Source organism: Microbacterium helvum (assembly GCF_014779795.1).
GTDB classification, from domain to species: Bacteria; Actinomycetota; Actinomycetes; order Actinomycetales; family Microbacteriaceae; genus Microbacterium; species Microbacterium helvum.
Genome location: NZ_JACXZS010000005.1, coordinates 229,419 through 247,308 on the forward strand (window position 1 = coordinate 229,419; position 17,890 = coordinate 247,308).

Annotated in this window: 16 protein-coding genes; 8 read left to right on the forward strand and 8 right to left on the reverse strand. The window is 71.2% G+C overall.

The features are described from left to right. Positions 1-279, reverse strand: a complete 279-nt coding sequence (locus tag IF188_RS09780) for an HPr family phosphocarrier protein (RefSeq protein WP_191171597.1) — start codon at positions 277-279, stop codon at positions 1-3. Positions 280-336: 57 nt separating this feature from the next. After that, entirely contained in the window at positions 337-690 is a 354-nt protein-coding gene (locus IF188_RS09785) for a PTS sugar transporter subunit IIB (protein WP_191171598.1), read from the reverse strand. A 284-nt stretch (positions 691-974) separates the two neighbouring features. On the opposite strand from IF188_RS09785, the gene IF188_RS09790 reads away from it, so the two are divergent. Next, positions 975-2,843: a BglG family transcription antiterminator gene (locus IF188_RS09790; protein ID WP_224751707.1), complete on the forward strand. Its 1,869-nt coding sequence runs from the start codon at positions 975-977 to the stop codon at positions 2,841-2,843. 110 nt (positions 2,844-2,953) lie between these two features. On the opposite strand, the gene IF188_RS09795 is transcribed toward IF188_RS09790, so the two are convergent. Further along, complete coding sequence (locus IF188_RS09795) at positions 2,954-3,538, reverse strand: GNAT family N-acetyltransferase (RefSeq protein WP_191171600.1); 585 nt, start codon at positions 3,536-3,538, stop codon at positions 2,954-2,956. A 208-nt stretch (positions 3,539-3,746) separates the two neighbouring features. Here IF188_RS09795 and IF188_RS09800 point away from each other — a divergent pair, with 208 nt between their 5' ends. From IF188_RS09800 to IF188_RS09825, 6 genes are all read left to right on the forward strand, one after another. Further along, entirely contained in the window at positions 3,747-5,324 is a 1,578-nt protein-coding gene (locus IF188_RS09800) for an ABC transporter substrate-binding protein (RefSeq protein WP_191171601.1), read from the forward strand. An 11-nt stretch (positions 5,325-5,335) separates the two neighbouring features. Next, a complete protein-coding gene (locus IF188_RS09805; protein WP_224751680.1) occupies positions 5,336-6,349 on the forward strand; it encodes an ABC transporter permease in 1,014 nt (337 codons plus the stop codon). Further along, positions 6,346-7,212: an ABC transporter permease gene (locus IF188_RS09810; protein ID WP_224751681.1), complete on the forward strand. Its 867-nt coding sequence runs from the start codon at positions 6,346-6,348 to the stop codon at positions 7,210-7,212. The genes IF188_RS09805 and IF188_RS09810 overlap by 4 nt, the downstream gene beginning before the upstream one ends. Further along, on the forward strand, positions 7,212-8,060 hold the full coding sequence (locus tag IF188_RS09815; protein ID WP_191171602.1) for an ABC transporter ATP-binding protein: 849 nt from the start codon (positions 7,212-7,214) through the stop codon (positions 8,058-8,060). The genes IF188_RS09810 and IF188_RS09815 overlap by 1 nt, the downstream gene beginning before the upstream one ends. After that, positions 8,057-8,962, forward strand: coding sequence for an ATP-binding cassette domain-containing protein (locus tag IF188_RS09820; protein WP_191171603.1), 906 nt, complete (start codon positions 8,057-8,059; stop codon positions 8,960-8,962). The genes IF188_RS09815 and IF188_RS09820 overlap by 4 nt, the downstream gene beginning before the upstream one ends. A gap of 322 nt (positions 8,963-9,284) precedes the next feature. Beyond that, the gene (locus tag IF188_RS09825; protein ID WP_191171604.1) at positions 9,285-10,172 is read left to right on the forward strand and encodes a patatin-like phospholipase family protein; all 888 of its coding nucleotides are present in this window, start codon (positions 9,285-9,287) and stop codon (positions 10,170-10,172) included. 64 nt (positions 10,173-10,236) lie between these two features. Here the strand turns inward: IF188_RS09825 and IF188_RS09830 are convergent, their stop codons facing one another. Both IF188_RS09830 and IF188_RS09835 read right to left on the reverse strand, forming a co-directional pair. After that, on the reverse strand, positions 10,237-12,147 hold the full coding sequence (locus tag IF188_RS09830; RefSeq protein ID WP_224751708.1) for a phospho-sugar mutase: 1,911 nt from the start codon (positions 12,145-12,147) through the stop codon (positions 10,237-10,239). A 41-nt stretch (positions 12,148-12,188) separates the two neighbouring features. Beyond that, positions 12,189-13,022, reverse strand: coding sequence for a purine-nucleoside phosphorylase (locus IF188_RS09835; RefSeq protein ID WP_191171606.1), 834 nt, complete (start codon positions 13,020-13,022; stop codon positions 12,189-12,191). 113 nt (positions 13,023-13,135) lie between these two features. Here IF188_RS09835 and IF188_RS09840 point away from each other — a divergent pair, with 113 nt between their 5' ends. Continuing rightward, entirely contained in the window at positions 13,136-14,584 is a 1,449-nt protein-coding gene (locus IF188_RS09840) for an NAD(P)H-quinone dehydrogenase (protein ID WP_396652758.1), read from the forward strand. Positions 14,585-14,741: 157 nt separating this feature from the next. Here the strand turns inward: IF188_RS09840 and IF188_RS09845 are convergent, their stop codons facing one another. The 3 genes from IF188_RS09845 to IF188_RS09855 all read right to left on the reverse strand — a co-directional run bounded on the left by IF188_RS09845 (position 14,742) and on the right by IF188_RS09855 (position 17,858). Next, positions 14,742-15,041, reverse strand: coding sequence for a hypothetical protein (locus tag IF188_RS09845; RefSeq protein ID WP_191171608.1), 300 nt, complete (start codon positions 15,039-15,041; stop codon positions 14,742-14,744). Positions 15,042-15,300: 259 nt separating this feature from the next. After that, a complete protein-coding gene (locus tag IF188_RS09850; RefSeq protein WP_191171609.1) occupies positions 15,301-17,067 on the reverse strand; it encodes an acetyl/propionyl/methylcrotonyl-CoA carboxylase subunit alpha in 1,767 nt (588 codons plus the stop codon). A 113-nt stretch (positions 17,068-17,180) separates the two neighbouring features. Next, entirely contained in the window at positions 17,181-17,858 is a 678-nt protein-coding gene (locus IF188_RS09855) for a Maf family protein (protein WP_191171610.1), read from the reverse strand. Positions 17,859-17,890 lie beyond the last annotated feature (32 nt).

Below are 17,890 nucleotides of genomic sequence, written 5' to 3' on the forward strand. Positions count from 1 at the left end.
TCAGGCCTCCGCGTCGTGGTCGGTCGTCAGCAGCTCGGCGAGCGTGTCGAGAGTGCGTTCTGCGGTCTCGCCGTCGGCGGTGAGGGTGACGTAGTCGCCCTGCTCGATCCCCAGCGCGATCACCCCGAGGATGCTCGCCGCGTTGACCGGGCTTCCGGCATCCTTCGCGATCGTGATCGGGATGCCGGCGTCCTTCGCCGCCTGGGCGAACAGCTTCGCGGGCCGGGCGTGCAGCCCGTGCGCCGATCCGATGCGGACGGTGCGGGAGACGGGTGGCATATCGGGGACCTCTCTGTCTGGGTCTTCTGGGCTGTCGCTGTCGCTGTCGTGTCGGTCTTATCCGTCCGGCCCGCCGGGCGCGCCCGCGGCCGGAAGCGGCCCCCCGGGGCTCCCGACCGCGGCACGCACCAGCGCGAGCGTGCGCGTGCCGTCCCGGTCGGTGAAGATGTCGGGCGGCAGCAGCACCACCGTCGTACCGCGCGGTGCGGCATCCCGTTCGATGCGATCGATCGCATGGACGAGGTGCGGACCCACGAGGACCACGTCGGCGGAATCGAGGTCGATCGGAAGCGACGCCTCGGTGCCTGCGAAGGCGGTGTAATCAAGACCCTGCTCGTGGGCTGCGTGACGCACGCGCTGTGCGACGAAGGTGCTCGAGGCACCCGCTCCGCAGACCACCAGGATCCTCATCGATCCGCCTCCTTTCGGCCCATTCTTGTGAAACCCCTGGGAGTCGACAACCACTCCTTCTTCCGCAGGGGCGGAAACGCGGCCTCCCCACCCGCCGCCCCGCCCGCGCCCGAATGAACTGTTCACTTGCGCTGTTCGTACACGTTTGCGCGGCTAGGGCGTACGAACAGCGCAAGTGAACCGATTCAACCCGCGGCCTCGACGGGGCTGCGTGGTTGACTGGGCTCGTGACCCGGGCCCGTCAAGATCGTGTGCTCGGACTGCTCGTGCGCGACGGCGACTGGATGACGGCATCCGCTCTCGCCGACGCGCTGGGCGTGACGCCGCGCAGCATCCGCTCGTACGTGACCGCGGCGAACGCCCGCGTCGCCGGCGGCGCCGCGATCGAGTCGGGACCGCAGGGCTATCGCGCGGGCCCGGATGCGGCTGCGGCCCTGCGTGTCGAGGCCGACGCCGGCACGCCCCGCGATCGGCTGCACACCGTGGTGCGCGCCCTGCTGGACGCGCCGGACGGCATCGACGTCTTCGAGACCGCCGAGGTCCTGCACGTGTCGCCCGCGACCCTCGACGCCGATCTCGCCCGCGTGCGCGGGCTGCTCGGCGGCACCGAGCTGACCCTCGAGCGCTCCGCGTCGCGCGCGCGGCTGCGCGGCACCGAGGGGGCGCAGCGCCGGCTGCTGTCCACGCTCGCGCACGACGAGATGGATGCCGGTTCCTTCGACCTCTCGGCGCTGCGGCGCACCCTCGGCGAAGGATCGGTCGGCGCGCAGGCGTTCGGCCCGTTCAAGACCGAGCTCGTGGCACGTCTGGGCGAGCTCGGCTGGTTCGTCAACGAGTTCGGGATCGCCGACGTCGTGATGCACATCGCGATCGCCGCCGACCGTGTCTCGCGCGACCGGCCGCTGGACGCGGCCGAGCCCGCGGACGCGGGGGAGCGCCCCACGCAGATGCAGGTCGCCGAGATCCTGTCCGAGCTGTCCGAGCGTCACCTCGGCGTGCGCCTGGGCACCGCCGACCTGCAGCACCTCTCGACGCTCGTCCTCACCAGGGTGGTCGCCCCTGACGCCGGGGGTGCGGCATCCACTCTTCCCGGGCTCGACCCCGAGACCGAGGCGGTCGTCCGCGACGTCGTCACCGCCGCGGCCGACGAGTTCCTCGTCGACATCGCGCACGAGGACTTCATCTCGCGCCTCGCGCTGCACGTGCAGAACCTGATGCACCGGGCGCGCGAGCAGGCGTGGTCGCGCAACCCGCTGACCCGCTCGCTCAAGTCCACGTACCCGATGATCTTCGAGGTCGCGGTCTTCATCGCCGCCCGGCTGCAGCAGCGGCTCGGCATCCCGCTGCCGGACGACGAGATCGCCTACATCGCCATGCACGTCGGCGGACGCCTGGAGCGCAGCCGCCGTGCGGACCAGCTGCTCACGGCCACGATCGTGTGCCCGGGCTACTACGACCTGCACGAGCTGCTGCGCTCGAGCGTCGACCGCTCGCTCGGGCAGGCGATCGAGGTCGTGGGCGTCGAGACCCGGGTCGACCCGGACTGGGCGTCGATCGACACCGACCTGGTGCTCACCACGATCGATCCGGTGGATCCCGCGGATCGAATCGTGCGGATCCAGCCGTTCCTCACCGACTCCGACGTCGAGCGGGTGCAGGCCGCGGCCGGACGCATCCGCCGTTCCCGGCGCCTCGCGCGGCTGCGCGCCGAGCTCGAGCGCTACTTCGAGCCCTCGGCGTTCGTGCGGGGACTCGGCCCGGCGGGCGAGGAGGCGGTGATCCGCGATCTGGGCTCCCTGCTGCGCGAGCGCGGTGTCATCGACGACGTCTACATCGAGCGGACGATAGATCGCGAACGCCTGTCGTCGACCGCGTTCACCGATGCCCTGGCCGTGCCGCACGCCCTGGAGATGACGGCATCCCGCACCGCGATCGCGATCGGCATCGCCGACCCGTCGATCCCGTGGGGCGATTCGCGCGTGCAGGTCGTGGCCCTCGTGGCGTTCTCAGAGAGCGACCGCGAGGCGTTCCAGACGGTGTTCGAGCAGTTCGTCGAGGTGTTCAGCGAGCGCGACAGCGTGCAGCGCATCGTGCGCCGCGGCACCGACTTCAACGCCTTCCTCGACGAGCTCGTCGCGGTCATCGACGGCTGAGGGGTGGTGGATGCTCCCCACGCCCACTCCACGCATCGCTTCGCGCTGCGCGGAGCCTCGGGGCGCGTGGGCCCAGCGGCCGTGGCCGCCGGCATCCCGAACCCGAAGCGTCAGCCGCGGGCCAGGCGCTCGCGCAGGCCGAGGCGCACCGCCGGCCACTCGTGGGGGAGGATCGTGAACACCACCGTGTCGCGCAGCGTGCCGTCGGGGCCGAGGCGGGCGTTGCGCAGCACGCCGTCCTGCTTGGCGCCGAGGCGGGCGATCGCGGCGCGCGACTGGCGGTTGTGCCAGTGCGTGCGGAACTCGACCGCGATCGCGTCGCACGCGTCGAAGGCATGCCCGATCAGCAGCAGCTTCGACGCCGTGTTGACGAACGTGCGCTGGGCCTCGACGCCGATCCACGTGTAGCCGATCTCGACATGCCGGTTGGGCTGGTCGATGTTGCAGAAGGTGGTGCTGCCGATGACGCGACCGGTGTCGAGGCGACGCACGGCGAACGGGTTCATGTGGCCCTCGTCGCGCCACTCCAGACGCTGCGCGATCATGTCGCCGACGGATTCCGGCGTGGGGACCGAGGTGTACCACGTGTGCTCGAGGCCGACGGTCGCTGCTGCGAGGTCGGCGGCGTGGTCGTGCGAGAGCGGTTCGAGCCGGACGTACGAGTTCTCAAGGGTCACCGGGGAGTTGAGGAGCATCCCTCGAGCCTAGGTCCGCGCCTGCACGCACCCGTGCCGGATGCGCAGGGTGAGAACTCCGCGCTGCTCCGCGGCGAGAATCTGCACGGGACAGCGCTGTCACACTTCGCAATTCTTCGCCCTCCCGAAGCCGCTCGCGCCGGAGCCCGCCTAGGCTCGAGCGTGCGTCCATTCGGTCGCATGCACAGCGAAGAGGATCCCGAGACTCATGAAGACCCCGAAGCTCACGAAGAGACGAGTGATCGCGCCCATCGCGCTGGCGCTGGCCGCGACGTTCACGCTGGCCGCCTGCGCCCAGGGCGGATCGGCCCCCGAGTCCACCTCCGCCGAGCAGACCGGCGAGTTCACCTACGCCATCGCGAGCGACCCGTCGTCGCTGAACCCGATCAACGTCAGCGACCGCTGGGGTCTCACCGCGACGAACATCGTCTACTCGCCGCTGGCGCGCGTCGAGGGCGACGGCACCGTCGTCAATGAGCTGGCCGAGTCGATCGAGCCGGCCGACGACGGCCTGTCGGTCACCGTGACGCTCAAGGAGGGCCTGAAGTGGTCCGACGGCGAGCCGCTCACCGCCGACGACGTGGTCTTCACCTACACGAACAAGGCCGTGCGCGAGAACGGCAACGCGGATCTGCTGTACGTCGGCGACCAGCCCATCACCGCCGAGGCGACCGACGACCGCACCGTCGTCTTCCACCTGCCGAGCGTGAGCGCGGCGGCCCTCAGCAACATCGCGACCGAGACGTACATCATCCCCGAGCACGTGTACGGCGACGTCACCGACTTCTCGGTGACCGAGCTCGACCCGCTCGCGGTGGGCTCGGGCCCCTACAAGCTGACCGACTACCAGCGCGGCCAGTACCTCACGTTCGAGGCGAACGAGAACTACTACGGCCCGAAGCCGAAGATCGAGAAGCTGACGCTGCGCATCGTGGCCGACGCCAACACGACCAAGACGGCGCTGCAGACCGGCGAGGTCGACGCGTCGTTCGCGACGCCCGATCAGATCACGGAGCTCGAGGGCGCGGGACTGAACGTCTACCCCTACGCCGAGGGTCGCGTCGCCTACCTGGGCCTCAACGCCGCGAAGCTCACCGACCCGAAGGTGCGCCAGGCGATCTTCTTCGCGCTGAGCCGTGACGACATCAACACGGCCGCGTTCCTCAGCGAGGACTACTACCAGAACGCCTACACGATCCTCCCGCCGAGCAACGCGTTCGCGACCGAGGACGTCGAGAAGTACGAGCAGGACGCCGACAAGTCGGCCGCGCTCCTGGAAGAGGCCGGCGTCTCCGACCTGACGTTCACGCTGGCGTACGCCGGCGCGGACCCCGCGCAGACCACCGAGGCGACGCTCATCCAGGAGCAGCTGGGCAAGGCCGGCATCACGGTCGAGCTCAAGGGCGTCGAGCCCGCGGCCGTCTTCGACGAGATCGAGAAGGGCGCCGACTCGCAGTACGACGCGTTCCTCGGCGGCTACATCATGGGCCAGGACCCCGACGCGTACAGCCTGCTGTACCGCACCGGCGCTTCGGCGAACTACTTCTCGTACTCGAACCCCGCCACCGACGCGCTGTTCGACCAGGGAGCGACCGAGCTCGACCCCGACGCCCGCAAGGCGATCTACGCCGATCTGCAGGCGCAGATCGCCGAGGACGCGGTCGTCTTCCCCCTCGCCGACAACCTGAAGATCCTCGCGGTAGGCCCGCGGATCGGCGGCGTCGAGGACGCGAAGCTCGTTCCGATCTACACTCTGGAGAACTTCGGACTTCTCACCGAGAAGTAAGGACCGGATGGATGCCGGCGGCCGAGGCCGCCGGCATCCCTGTGCGTCCGCCGGAAGGGGGAACGATGGCGGTCTACATCCTGCGCCGCCTGCTGCAGGTCATCCCGATGCTGCTGCTGGTGACGTTCGTGGTGTTCCTGCTCGTGCACGCCGCGCCGTACGACGTCGTGGACTCGATCACCACGCCGCAGATGTCGGACGAGACCGTCGCGGCGATCCGTGAGCGGTACGGCCTGGACCAGCCGATGCTCGTGCAGTACGGGCTGTGGCTGTCTCACGTGGTGCAGGGCGACCTCGGCTACTCGCTCGCGAGCCGCCACTCGATCGCCGAAGAGCTCGCGGTCCGCATCCCGAACACGATCGTGCTGGTGGCGCCGGCGTATCTCGTGGCGCTCGTCCTCGCGGTCGTGCTGGGGCTCCTGGCCGGCTCGCGCCGCGGCAAGCCCGTCGACAAGGTCATCGACGGACTGGCGGGCATCGGCATCGCGACGCCGTCGTTCTGGTTCGCGCTGCTGGTCATCTACGTGTTCGGCTACGTGCTGCGGTGGTTCCCGATCATCGGCATGCACTCGGTGGGCAAGCAGGGTGATCCGCTGGACTTCCTCGCGCACTTCGTGATGCCGTTCCTGGTGCTGGTGGTCGCGTTCTTCCCCGAGCTCGCCCGCTACGTGCGCTCGGCGACGATCAGCCAGCTGTCGCAGGACTACGTGCTGGTGCAGCGCGGCTTCGGCGCCTCGGGCGGGCAGATCCTGTCGCGCCACGTCAGCCGCAACGTCATGCTGCCGATCATCACGCAGCTGGGCCTGGCCCTGCCAATCCTCGTGACCGGCGCGATCGTCACCGAGTCGATCTTCGGCTGGCCGGGCGTCGGCCCCTACTTCCTCACCGCGACGCGCAGCCTCGACTACCCCGTGATCCTCGCGGTGCTGCTGCTGTCGGCGGTGCTCGTGATCGTCGGCAACCTGATCGCCGACATCCTGTACGTCCTCGTGGATCCCCGCATCCGGATCGGAGCGGGCTCATGACCTCCCTTCCGGATGTCGAGGGCGCGCTCGACGCCCGCGCACTCGTGCACCGCACCCGCTCGTTCCGCTCGGTGTCTGCGCTCCTGGCGATCGCGTTCCTCGTGCTGCTCGCGGTCGTGTCGCTGCTGGCGCCGCTGCTGCCCCTGGACCCGACGACCACCGACCTCGCGGCCCGCTGGCAGCCGCCGAGCGCCGAGCACTGGTTCGGCACCGACGAGCTCGGCCGCGACTACTTCTCTCGCGTCGTGTACGGCGGTCGCATCTCGCTGACGGTCGGCATCCTGGCGATGGCCGCGGCGACCGCGATCGGCGTCGTCGTGGGCCTTGTCGCCGGGTATGCCGGCGGACGCCTCGACGACCTGCTGATGCGCTTCGTCGACTTCCTCTCGTCGATCCCGTGGATGGTGCTCGTCATCGTCGTGAGCGTCTTCCTCAAGCCCGGGCTGTGGACGATCACCCTCGTGATCGGCGCATTCTCGTGGATGGCCACGGCACGCCTCGTGCGCGCCGAGACGCTGTCGCTGCGCGAGCGTCCGTACGTCGGCTACGCCCGCTACATCGGCGTGAACCGCGTGCTCGTCGTGGCGCGCCACGTGCTGCCCGACGCGGCGCCGACGATCATCGTCGCGGCGACCGCGAGCATCTCGAACGCGATCCTCACCGAGTCGGCGCTGAGCTTCCTGGGCCTGGGGATCCAGCCGCCGATGGCGTCGTGGGGCAGCCTGCTCGAGACCGCGCAGGACAGCCTGCAGGCCGCGCCGTACCTGGCGCTCATCCCCGGTGTGCTGATCCTGCTCACCGTGCTGTCGTTCAACGTGCTGGGCGACGCCCTGCGGCAGTCGGTCAGCGAAGGGGGTGCGTGATGGGTGTGGATGCCGCAAGCCGGCGTGACGTGCTGCTGAGCGTCGACGGTCTCACCGTCGATCTTCCGGGCCGCACCGGCGGCCGCGTGCGCGTGCTCGAGGACGTCGCCTTCGAGGTGCCGCGCGGCCGCGTCGTGGGGATCGTCGGCGAGTCCGGCTCGGGCAAGACGATGCTGCTGCGGTCGCTCCTGGACCTGCTGCCGGACGGCGCGCGGCGCACGTGGGAGCGCGTGACGCTCGACGGCGCCGACATCACTTCCGAGCTGCCGCGCCGCCGGCTGCCGGCGGCGATGGTGTTCCAGGATCCGATGACCTCGTTCAATCCGCTGGTGCGCATCGGCGGCCACCTCACCGAGGTCGCGCAGCGCTTCCAGAAGGTCGGACGCCGCGAGGCCACGGCTCTCGCCCGTGAGGCGCTCGTCGCGGTGCGGATCCCCGACCCCGACCGCGTGCTGTCGCGCTACCCGCACGAGCTGTCGGGCGGCATGCGGCAGCGCGCGATGATCGCGATGGCGCTGCTCGCACAGCCCGAGCTGCTGCTCGCCGACGAGCCGACGACGGCGCTGGACGCGACCATCCAGGCGCAGATCCTGGCACTGCTGCGCACGCTGCAGGCCGAGCGCGCGCTGACCGTCCTCATCGTCACGCACGACCTGGGAGTCGTGGCGGCGGTGTGCGATGACGTGCTCGTGATGAAGGACGGCCGCATCGTCGAGACCGGCCCGGTCGACCGGGTCTTCGCCGAGCCGCAGCATCCCTACACGAAGACGCTGCTGGCGGCGGCGCCGGCCGCGCCCGACGGGGCCGCACCCGACGGGGCTGTGGATGTCGAGGGAGGGAACGCATGAGCGTCCAGACAGACGAGCTGGTCCGCGTCGACGGGCTGGTCAAGTCGTTCCCGCTGCGCAACGCGTGGGGCCGCAGGACCGGGACCGTGCAGGCGGTCGACGGCATCGACCTGACGATCCGGCGCGGCGAGACCCTCGCGCTGGTCGGCGAGTCCGGCAGCGGCAAGTCGACCCTCGGCCGCTGCATCCTGCAGATGGAGGAGCCGACCGCCGGCACGGTCACCTACGACGGGGTCGACCTGACCGCCCTGCCCCGCGCGGAGCGCGCGGCGCATCACCGGTCGATGCAGGTCATCTTCCAGGACCCGTTCTCGTCGCTGAACCCGCACCGCACCGCGCTGCAGAACGTGCTCGAGCCGCTGACCGTCCTCGCCCCCGGGGACGACGTGCACACGCGCGCGCTCGAGGCGCTCGCCGCGGTGGGGATCGAGGGGGATGCCGTCCACCGGCGCCCGCGCGCGTTCTCGGGCGGGCAGCGCCAGCGCATCGTGATCGCCCGCGCGATCGCGGTGCGCCCCGGCTTCGTGGTGTGCGACGAGCCGCTGTCGGCGCTCGACATGTCGATCCAGGCTCAGGTCACCGATCTGCTGCTGCAGCTGCAGCGCGATCTGCACCTGACCTACCTGTTCATCACGCACGACCTCTCGGTGGTGCGTGAGATCGCGACCCGCACTGCGGTGATGAACCGCGGCCGCATCGTCGAGCTCGGCCCCACCGCCGAGGTGTTCGCGTCGCCGCAGCACGCGTACACGCGCCACCTTCTCGACGCGGCGCTCACCGCAGACCCCGTGCGCGCGCGTGCCCGGCTGGAGCGCATCTCGGCGAGGCCCGAGCCGGCCGGCCTGGAGCCCGATGGCACTCAGCTCGTCGAGGTGTCGCCCGGCCACGTCGTGCTGCGCTGAGAACGCCCGCATCCCGCGCCCCGTTCGTTGAGCGGAGCGAGGTACGAGCGCAGACGAAACGCCGCGAGCCGCCGTTCGGACTCCACCATCCCGCAGACGTGCGTCCACGGCCGGATTCTCGGGAGCGTCTGGCCACGTTTCGTCTCGCTCCGCTCGCTCAACGAGCGGGAAGGCCGTGCTATCGTCAACGCGATCGTGGTTCGACGACAGGAGGTGACACCCATGAACGCAACATCCGTATCGGGTGCTCCTCGCTGTTCACGATCGCGCGGCTGACCTCATCGCCGCCGGGAGCACCACGCGCATCGCAAAGGCGACTCCCATGAACAACTCCTCTTCTCTTTCCCGCGCCCTCGTCCTCGGCGGTGGCGGCTCGTCCGGCAACGCGTGGGTGCTCGGCGTGGTGGCCGGCCTCTACGCGGCGGGGCTCGACGTCACGACGGTCGACGTCATGATCGGCACCTCCTCCGGCTCGACGACCGCGGTCCAGCTGGCGCGCGTCGACCCGCTCGAGCTGTACGCCGCCACGATCGCGCCGCTCCCGGCGTCGGCGGGTGACCGCCGTGGCGGATCCGGATCGACGCGGCCCGTCGTCAACCACCTCGAGCGCACTGCGGCGATCATCGCGGAGTCGTCGGATCCGGCCGACATGCGGCGGCGACTGGGCGCCTCGTCGCTCGAGCTCGCCGCCGCGGACCCTGAGTGGCAGCCGCGGTGGCGTCACATCGTCGCCGGACGCCTGCCCGACCCGCGCTGGCCGGAACGCCCGGTGCAGATCACCGCGGTCGACGCCCGCACCGGCGACGGCGTCGTCTTCACCCGCGACAGCGGCGTGGAACTCGTGGATGCCGTCGCGGCGAGCACCTCGTCCGGCCCGGCCTACCGGATCGGCGACGGGTGGTACGTGGACGGCGGCTACCGTTCCAACGCCGAGAACGCCGACCTCGCCACGGGCTACGACCGCGTACTGGTGCTCTCGCCGTACGGCGGACGCACGCGCACGCCCGCGGAATGGCGCCTCGACGTAGGGACGCAGATCGAGGCACTCCGCGCCGCGGGCAGCCGTGCCGAGCTGATCGGTCCGCCGGCGGAGCACGGCGAGCTGTTCGGCGCCCGTGGCATGGACCCCACCCTGCGTCGCCCGGCGGCGGAGGTCGGCCACGCGCAGGGATTCGCACTCGTGCCGTTGCTCGCCGACCTCTGGCGCTGACTCCGACGAGGACGGGGATGCCGCGGGCCGCGGCATCCCCGTCCTCGTGTGACGTCTCTCGCCGTCAGCCGCCGTACTCGGCGAGCAGCGCGCGGGCGCCGTCGGCGAGGGCGGCGATGCGCGCCGCGGCGTCGTCGCGCGAGTCGCCGCGCACGTCGAGGTAGAGCTTGAGCTTGGGCTCGGTGCCGCTCGGCCGCACGATCACGCGCGACCCGTCCGCGAGCCACAGCCGCAGCACATCCCCCGGGGGGAGATCCTCGAAGCCGTCCTTGAGGTCGTCGATGCGATCGACGGCGACGCCGGCTACGGATTCGGGATGCCGGTCCCGCAGCGCCGCCATGACCCCGCTGATCTGCGACACGTCATCGACGCGGATCGAGACCTGGTCGCTCGCGAACGCGCCGAACAGCTCGTCGAACTCGGCGAGCAGGTCGGCGAGCGTCGCGCCGCGTCCCCGCGCCTCGGACACCATGCCGAGGATCGCGACGGCGGCGGAGATGCCGTCCTTGTCACGCACCGTCCCGGGGTTGACGAGGTAGCCGAGCGCCTCTTCGAACCCGAAGGCGATGCCGGGTGCGCGCGAGATCCACTTGAAGCCGGTGAGCGTCGCGTGGAACGCGAGGCCATAGTGCTCGGCGACCGTCTGCAGTCCGGGGGAGGACACCAGCGAGCACGCGAGCGATGCGCCCGACGTGTCGCCGGTCTCGGCGACGAGCCGCGCGGCGCGCCAGCCGAGCAGCAGCCCGATCTCGTTGCCGGTGAGCCGGCGCCAGCCGCCCTCGGCGGCCTCGTCGGGGATCGCCACGGCGAGGCGGTCGGCGTCGGGGTCGTTCGCGATGACGAGCTCGGCCCCGGCCTCGCGGGCCGCCTCGAACGAGAGGTCCATCGCGCCCGGCTCCTCGGGATTGGGGAACGCGACCGTGGGGAACGTGCCGTCGGGGTCGAGCTGCGCCGTCACCGGCACCGGCTCGGGGTAGCCCGCCGCCTCGAGGATGCGCGAGAGCGTCTGCCACCCGACCCCGTGCATCGCGGTGTACACCCAGGTGAGGCCCGCCGCGCCCTCCGGAGCGGGGGCCACCGCCGCCGTGGCCGAGATGTACGCGTCCACGACATCGTCGGTGGCGGTCTCGAAGCCGAGCGACCGCGGGATCGTGCCGATGTCACCCTCCGCGGCGACGCGGTCGATGTGCGCGGCGATGTCGCCGTCCGCCGGCGGCACGATCTGCGAACCCTCGTCGGCTCCGCCGAGGTACACCTTGTACCCGTTGTCGTCCGGGGGATTGTGGCTCGCCGTCACCATGACTCCCGCCGCGGCGCCGAAGTGCCGCACCGCGAAGGCGAGCACCGGTGTCGGCAGCAGCCGCGGCAGCAGGATCGCGCGCAGTCCCGCGCCGGCGAAGATCTCAGCCGAGTCCCGCGCGAACACGTCGGAGTTGCGACGGCCGTCGTACCCGATGACGACGATCGGCGCGTCGTCGAGGATCCCGGGCACCTCCGGCCCCTCGGCGGCCAGGGCGTCCTCGGAGGGCGCTTCGGTGAGCTCCGGCGCCGTCGGCGCGTCGGGCTCATCGCCCGCGGGGACGGGGGTCTCGGCCTGCTCATCCGCCTCGGCCGGTTCGTCGCTCCGCGTCGGGGCGGCGATCTCGGTCGGCTCGTCGGCGGCGTCCTCCGCGAGCTCCTGCCCCGTGTCCGTGGCGGCCGCACCCACGGGCTCCAGCCCGGCCTGCTCCCGCACGTACGCCGCGAGCCCCGCCGCGGCCTGCGCGACGAGCACGCGGTTCATGCGGTTCGTGCCGGCGCCGAGAGCGCCGCGCAGTCCCGCCGTCCCGAAGGCCAGGCGCGTCGAGAAGCGGTCCGCGAGCTCGGCCTCCGCAGCGCCGTCGCCCGCCTCCGCCGCCTCGATCAGCGCGCGCAGCTCCGTGCGCGTCTCGCCGTCGGGGTCCTGCGCCAGCCAGGCCTGCGCCCGCTGGAGCATCGTGTCTTCGCCGTCGGGTCGGCCGGCGGCATCCTGCTCGCTCACATCGCGCCGATCACTCGGGCCAGCAGCGAAGAGATCACCGGCTCGGCCTCGCGGCCGGCGTCGATGACCTCCTGGTGGCTGAGGGGCGTGGTCTGGATGCCGGCGGCCATGTTCGTGATGAGCGAGAAGCCGAGGATCTCCATGCCGGCCTGGCGTGCGGCGATCGCCTCGAGCGCCGTGGACATGCCCACGATGTGTCCGCCGATGGTCTTCGCCATCTGCACCTCGGCGGGCGTCTCGTACTGCGGACCGCGGAACTGGCAGTACACGCCCTCGTCCAGGCTCGGGTCGATCGAGCGGGCGAGGTCGCGCAGACGCAGCGAGTACAGGTCGGTGAGGTCGATGAACGTGGCGCCCTCGAGCGGCGAATCGCCGGTGAGGTTGATGTGGTCGCTGATGAGCACGGGGTGCCCGGGCTTCCACGTGTGCTTGATGCCGCCCGCGCCGTTGGTGAGGACCATCGTGCGTGCGCCCGTCGCCGCGGCGGTGCGGACGCTGTGGACCACGCGGCGCACGCCGTAGCCCTCGTAGTAGTGCGTGCGCGCGCCGATGACGAGCACGCGGCGGCCCTTAGGCGTGACGATGCTGCGGAGCGTGCCCACGTGACCCGAAAGGGCCGGCGCGCTGAAGCCCGTCACCTGGGTCGCGGGGAACGTCGCGGTCGTCTCGCCGAGCAGTTCCGCCGCCTTGCCCCAGCCGCTGCCGAGGGTGAGCGCGATGTCGTGGCGCTCGACGCCGGTGATGCGGGCGATGTCCTCCGCGGCGGCGGCGGCGACCGCGAACGGGTCGGCGGCGGGGTCGTCGAGAGGATTGCCGTAGGTGTCTGACATGGGACCACTTTAGGAACCGGGGGCCGCGAGAGCCAGAACAGCCGTGAGCGGCGCGCGCCGGGAGTGTCGCGGCATGTCGTCCGCGAGGCGCCTGGCAGGGGAGAATGGAACCCATGTCGATCAGCTTCGAGACCACCCAGAGCGTCGCGGTACTCGGCGGCGGCCCCGGCGGCTACGAGGCGGCGCTGGCCGCCGCGCAGCTGGGCGCCGAGGTGACCGTCGTGGAGCGGGCCGGCATCGGCGGCTCCGCCGTCATCACCGACGTCGTGCCCTCGAAGTCCCTCATCGCCACCGCCGACGCGGCCGTCGCGATCGCCGGCGCCGGTGACCTCGGCGTCCAGCTGTTCGCGAAGGGCAAGGACGGCAAGCCGCTCAAGCCCGAGATCGCGATCAACCTCAGCGCCGTCAACAAGCGCCTGCTGACGCTCGCCCGCCAGCAGTCCGACGACATGCGCGCGGCGCTCGCCGAGGCCGGCGTCCGCATCATCTCGGGCCACGGCCGCCTCGAGGGCGACAACGCCGTGGTCGTCTCGACCGGGCCCGGCGGCACCGACTTCGACCGTATCGAGGCCGACACGCTCGTCGTCTCGGTGGGCGCGTCGCCCCGCGAGCTCGCGAGCGCGAAGCCCGACGGCGACCGCATCCTCACATGGACGCAGCTGTACAACATGTCGGCGCTTCCGGAGCACCTCATCGTCGTGGGCTCGGGTGTCACGGGCGCCGAGTTCGCCGGCGCCTACATGAACCTGGGTGCGAAGGTGACGCTCGTCTCCAGCCGCGACCAGGTGCTCCCGGGTGAAGACAAGGACGCCGCGGCGGTGCTCGAGCGCGTGTTCAAGCGCGGCGGCATGAAACTGCTGTCGAAGTCGCGCGCCGACAAGGTCGAGAACACCGGAGAGGGCGTCGTGGTGACGCTCTCGGACGGCCGCACCGTCGAGGGCAGCCACTGCCTCATGGCGGTCGGCTCCATCCCCAACACCCGCGGCATCGGCCTGGAAGAGGCCGGGGTGCAGATGACCGAGTCGGGTCACATCCAGGTCAACCGCGTCGCGCGCACCTCTGTGCCCAACATCTACGCCGCCGGTGACTGCACCACCTTCGTGCCGTTGGCCTCGGTCGCGTCGATGCAGGGCCGCACCGCGGTTTTCCACGCGCTCGGCGACGTCGTCATCCCGCTCGAGCGCCGCCGGATCACCTCGAACATCTTCACCGCCCCCGAGATCGCCACCGTGGGCTGGCAGGAGAAGGAGATCGAGGACGGCCACATCAACGGCGTCGTCCACAAGCTCCCGCTGGCGGCCAACCCGCGCGCGAAGATGATGGGCATCAAGGACGGCTTCGTCAAGCTGATCGCCCGCGAGGGCAGCGGCACCGTCATCGGCGGCGTCATCGTCGGCCCGCGCGCCTCCGAGCTGATCTACCCGATCGCGATCGCCGTCGAGCGTCGCCTCACGGTCGACCAGGTCTCGCGCGTGTTCGCCGTGTACCCGTCGCTGTCGGGCAGCATCACCGACGCCGCACGCGCGATGCACGTCGTCGACCACAACGTCTACGGCGGCTGACCCGCCGGCTGCTCCCTCGACCTCAGGGTTCATCCGTCACAGATGCACGCCAGACCGGCGCCATCGCGTACATCTGTGACGGACGAACCGGGCTGGCTGCGTCGTCGCGAGGCCGCGTGTGGGGGATGCCGGGCGCCCGGCATCCCCCAGCCACATGTCAGCTCAGGCCGGTGCTGCCGGCCCAGAGCGCGGCGGCGCGGCTCGCCGCGGCATCGACGAGCGTCCGCAGTTCGGGCCGGTCGGGCATCGGGAACGACACGTACGCCCCGCGGCCGCCCGCGACCGGGCGCCCGTAGGCCTTGACGGCCAGCGATCGGTCGGGCAGCAGCCGTACGGTCAGCGTCTGCAGCTCGAACTGCTCGCCGCGGCGCACATCCGTCCATCGCAGCTCAGGCGGGATCACGACGTTGATCGCGAGGGCCGAGACGTCGGGGGAACCGGTTGGCGAGGCATCCATCCCGCCATCCTGCCGGGCCGTCTCTGCCCCGTCGAGATCGCGGTCCCGGGCGGTCCCTGCCGCGTCGAGATCGCGGCGCCGGGCCGTCTCTGCTCCGTCGAGATCGCGGTCTCTCGCCGAGCAACCCCGACGTCGACGACGAAAGCGTGGTCGCTCGGCGAGAAACCGCGTTGTCGATGGAGGAGGGGAGAGTCGGGGGACCCGGCGGCGGGGGCGGAGGAGGGACGAGGGGATGCCTCGGGCTGAGGCATCCCGTTCGTCAAGAGATCGTGAGCAGCTGGTGGCCGGCCGACACGGTGGTGCCGGGGTCGGCGTTGATGGCGCCGATGACGCCGTCCTTGTGGGCCTGGATGGGCTGCTCCATCTTCATGGCCTCGAGGACGACCACGAGGTCGCCCTTCACGACCTGCTGGCCCTCTTCGACGGCGACCTTCACGATCGTCGCCTGCATCGGCGACTTCACCGCGTCTCCGGACGCGCCCGCGACGACCGACGGGGCGTGCGAGCGCCGCGACGGCGGCACGGCGGCGGGGCGGCCGGCGATGCCGGGCGCCGGCACCACGCGGTCGGGAAGGCTCACCTCGAGGCGCTTGCCGGCGACCTCGACGACGACGGTGTGGCGCGCCTCGGCAGGCTTCGGCGACTCCAGCTCGCCATCCCACGGCGCGATGTCGTTCACGAACTCGGTCTCGATCCAGCGCGTGTAGACCCCGAACACGCCGTCCTCGGCGGTGAACGCCGGGTCGCGGACGACCTTGCGGTGGAACGGCAGGACGGTGGGAAGGCCCGCGACCTCGAACTCGTCGAGGGCGCGGCGCGAGCGCTCCAGCGCCTCGTCGCGGTCGCGGCCGGTGACGATGATCTTCGCGAGCAGCGAGTCGAATGCTCCGCTCACGCTGTCGCCGGCGGTGACACCGGAGTCGAGGCGGATGCCGGGGCCGCCGAAGGTCTTGAACACGTGGATCGGCCCGGGCTGGGGGAGGAATCCGCGACCCGGGTCCTCGCCGTTGATGCGGAACTCGATCGAGTGGCCGTCGGGCTGCGGGTCGTCGTAGCCGAGCTCCTCGCCCTCGGCGAGGCGGAACTGCTCGCGCACGAGGTCGATGCCGGTGACCTCTTCCGAGACCGGGTGCTCGACCTGCAGGCGCGTGTTGACCTCGAGGAATGAGATCGTGCCGTCGGCACCGATGAGGAACTCGCAGGTCCCCGCGCCGACGTAGCCGACCTCTTTGAGAATCGCCTTCGACGACTCGTACAGGATGCGGTTCTGCTCATCGCTCAGGAAGGGCGCCGGAGCCTCTTCCACGAGCTTCTGGTGGCGGCGCTGCAGCGAGCAGTCGCGCGTCGAGACGACGACGACGTTGCCGGCGGCATCCGCGAGGCACTGCGTCTCGACGTGACGCGGCTTGTCGAGGTACTTCTCGACGAAACACTCGCCGCGGCCGAAGGCGGTGATGGCCTCGCGGGTGGCCGACTCGAACAGTTCGGGGACCTCGTCGATCGTGCGGGCGACCTTGAGTCCGCGCCCGCCGCCGCCGTACGCGGCCTTGATCGCGATGGGCAGGCCGACGGTCTCGGCGAAGGCCACGACCTCGTCGGCGCCGGCGACGGGGCCGGGGGTGCCGGGGGCGAGCGGCGCGCCCACCTTCTCGGCGACGGCGCGCGCGGTCACCTTGTCGCCGAGGGCCTCGATCGCCTCGGGCGACGGGCCGATCCACACGAGACCGGCCGCGATGACTGCGCGGGCGAAGTCGGCGTTCTCGGCGAGGAAGCCGTAGCCGGGGTGCACCGCGTCGGCGCCCGAGCGACGGGCGACCGAGAGGATCTTGTCGATCGACAGGTACGTCTCCGCGCTCGTCGCGCCGTCGAGCGCATACGCCTCATCGGCGAGACGGACGTGCAGGGCGTCGCGGTCCTGGTCGGCGTAGACGGCGACAGACGCCTTTCCGGCGTCACGGGCGGCGCGGATGACGCGAACGGCGATCTCGCCGCGGTTGGCAACGAGAACCTTGGCGATCTGAGGCATGGATGCCAGCCTACCGACGCAGTTCCTCGGTCTTTTGACCGCTTCGTACAAGAACCGAAGAGAAACGTGGGATTCCTACGACAAATGCGAGCGCCCTCACTGCGCCCTGTGCTCTACAGAGCCGGGGTGTCGTCGAGCGAGGCGTCGGTGGTGTTCCACAGCGACGTCCACTCGACGCCGACCTCGCGCACGAGAAGGCGCAGCGTCGACACCGACATGCCGACCACGGTCGACGGGTCGCCCTCGACACGCGAGATGAACGCGCCCCCGAGGCTGTCGACGGTGAACGCGCCGGCCACGTGCAGCGGTTCGCCGGATGCGACGTACGCGTCGATCTCGGCATCCGTGATGTCGTCGACGAACGAGACCGAAGCGGCCGCCGTCGCGTGGACCTCGCGCGGCGTCTCGCCCGGCTGCAGCCGCACGACCGCATGCCCGGAGTGGAGCACGCCGGTCCGCCCGCGCATCGCACGCCAGCGGGCGGTCGCGTTCTCGGGCGTGTAGGGCTTGCCGAGCACCTCCCCGTCGAGCTCGAACATCGAGTCCCCGCCGATGACGATCCCGTCGAAGTCGGGGATGTCATCGTGCAGCCGGGCGGCGACGTCCGCGGCCTTGCGGCGCGCGAGCAGCAGCACGTGCTCGTCGGGCGCGAGCGTGCGCTGCTCGGCGGCCTCCACGGCGGCGATCACGGCTTCTTCGTCGACGTCGGGGGCGAGGGTGAGCGGACGGATGCCGAACTGCCGCAGCAGCATGAGCCGGGCAGGCGAGGTCGAGGCGAGGCAGACGCGCATGTCCCCACCGTATTCGCCCCGCTCCCGCCGCG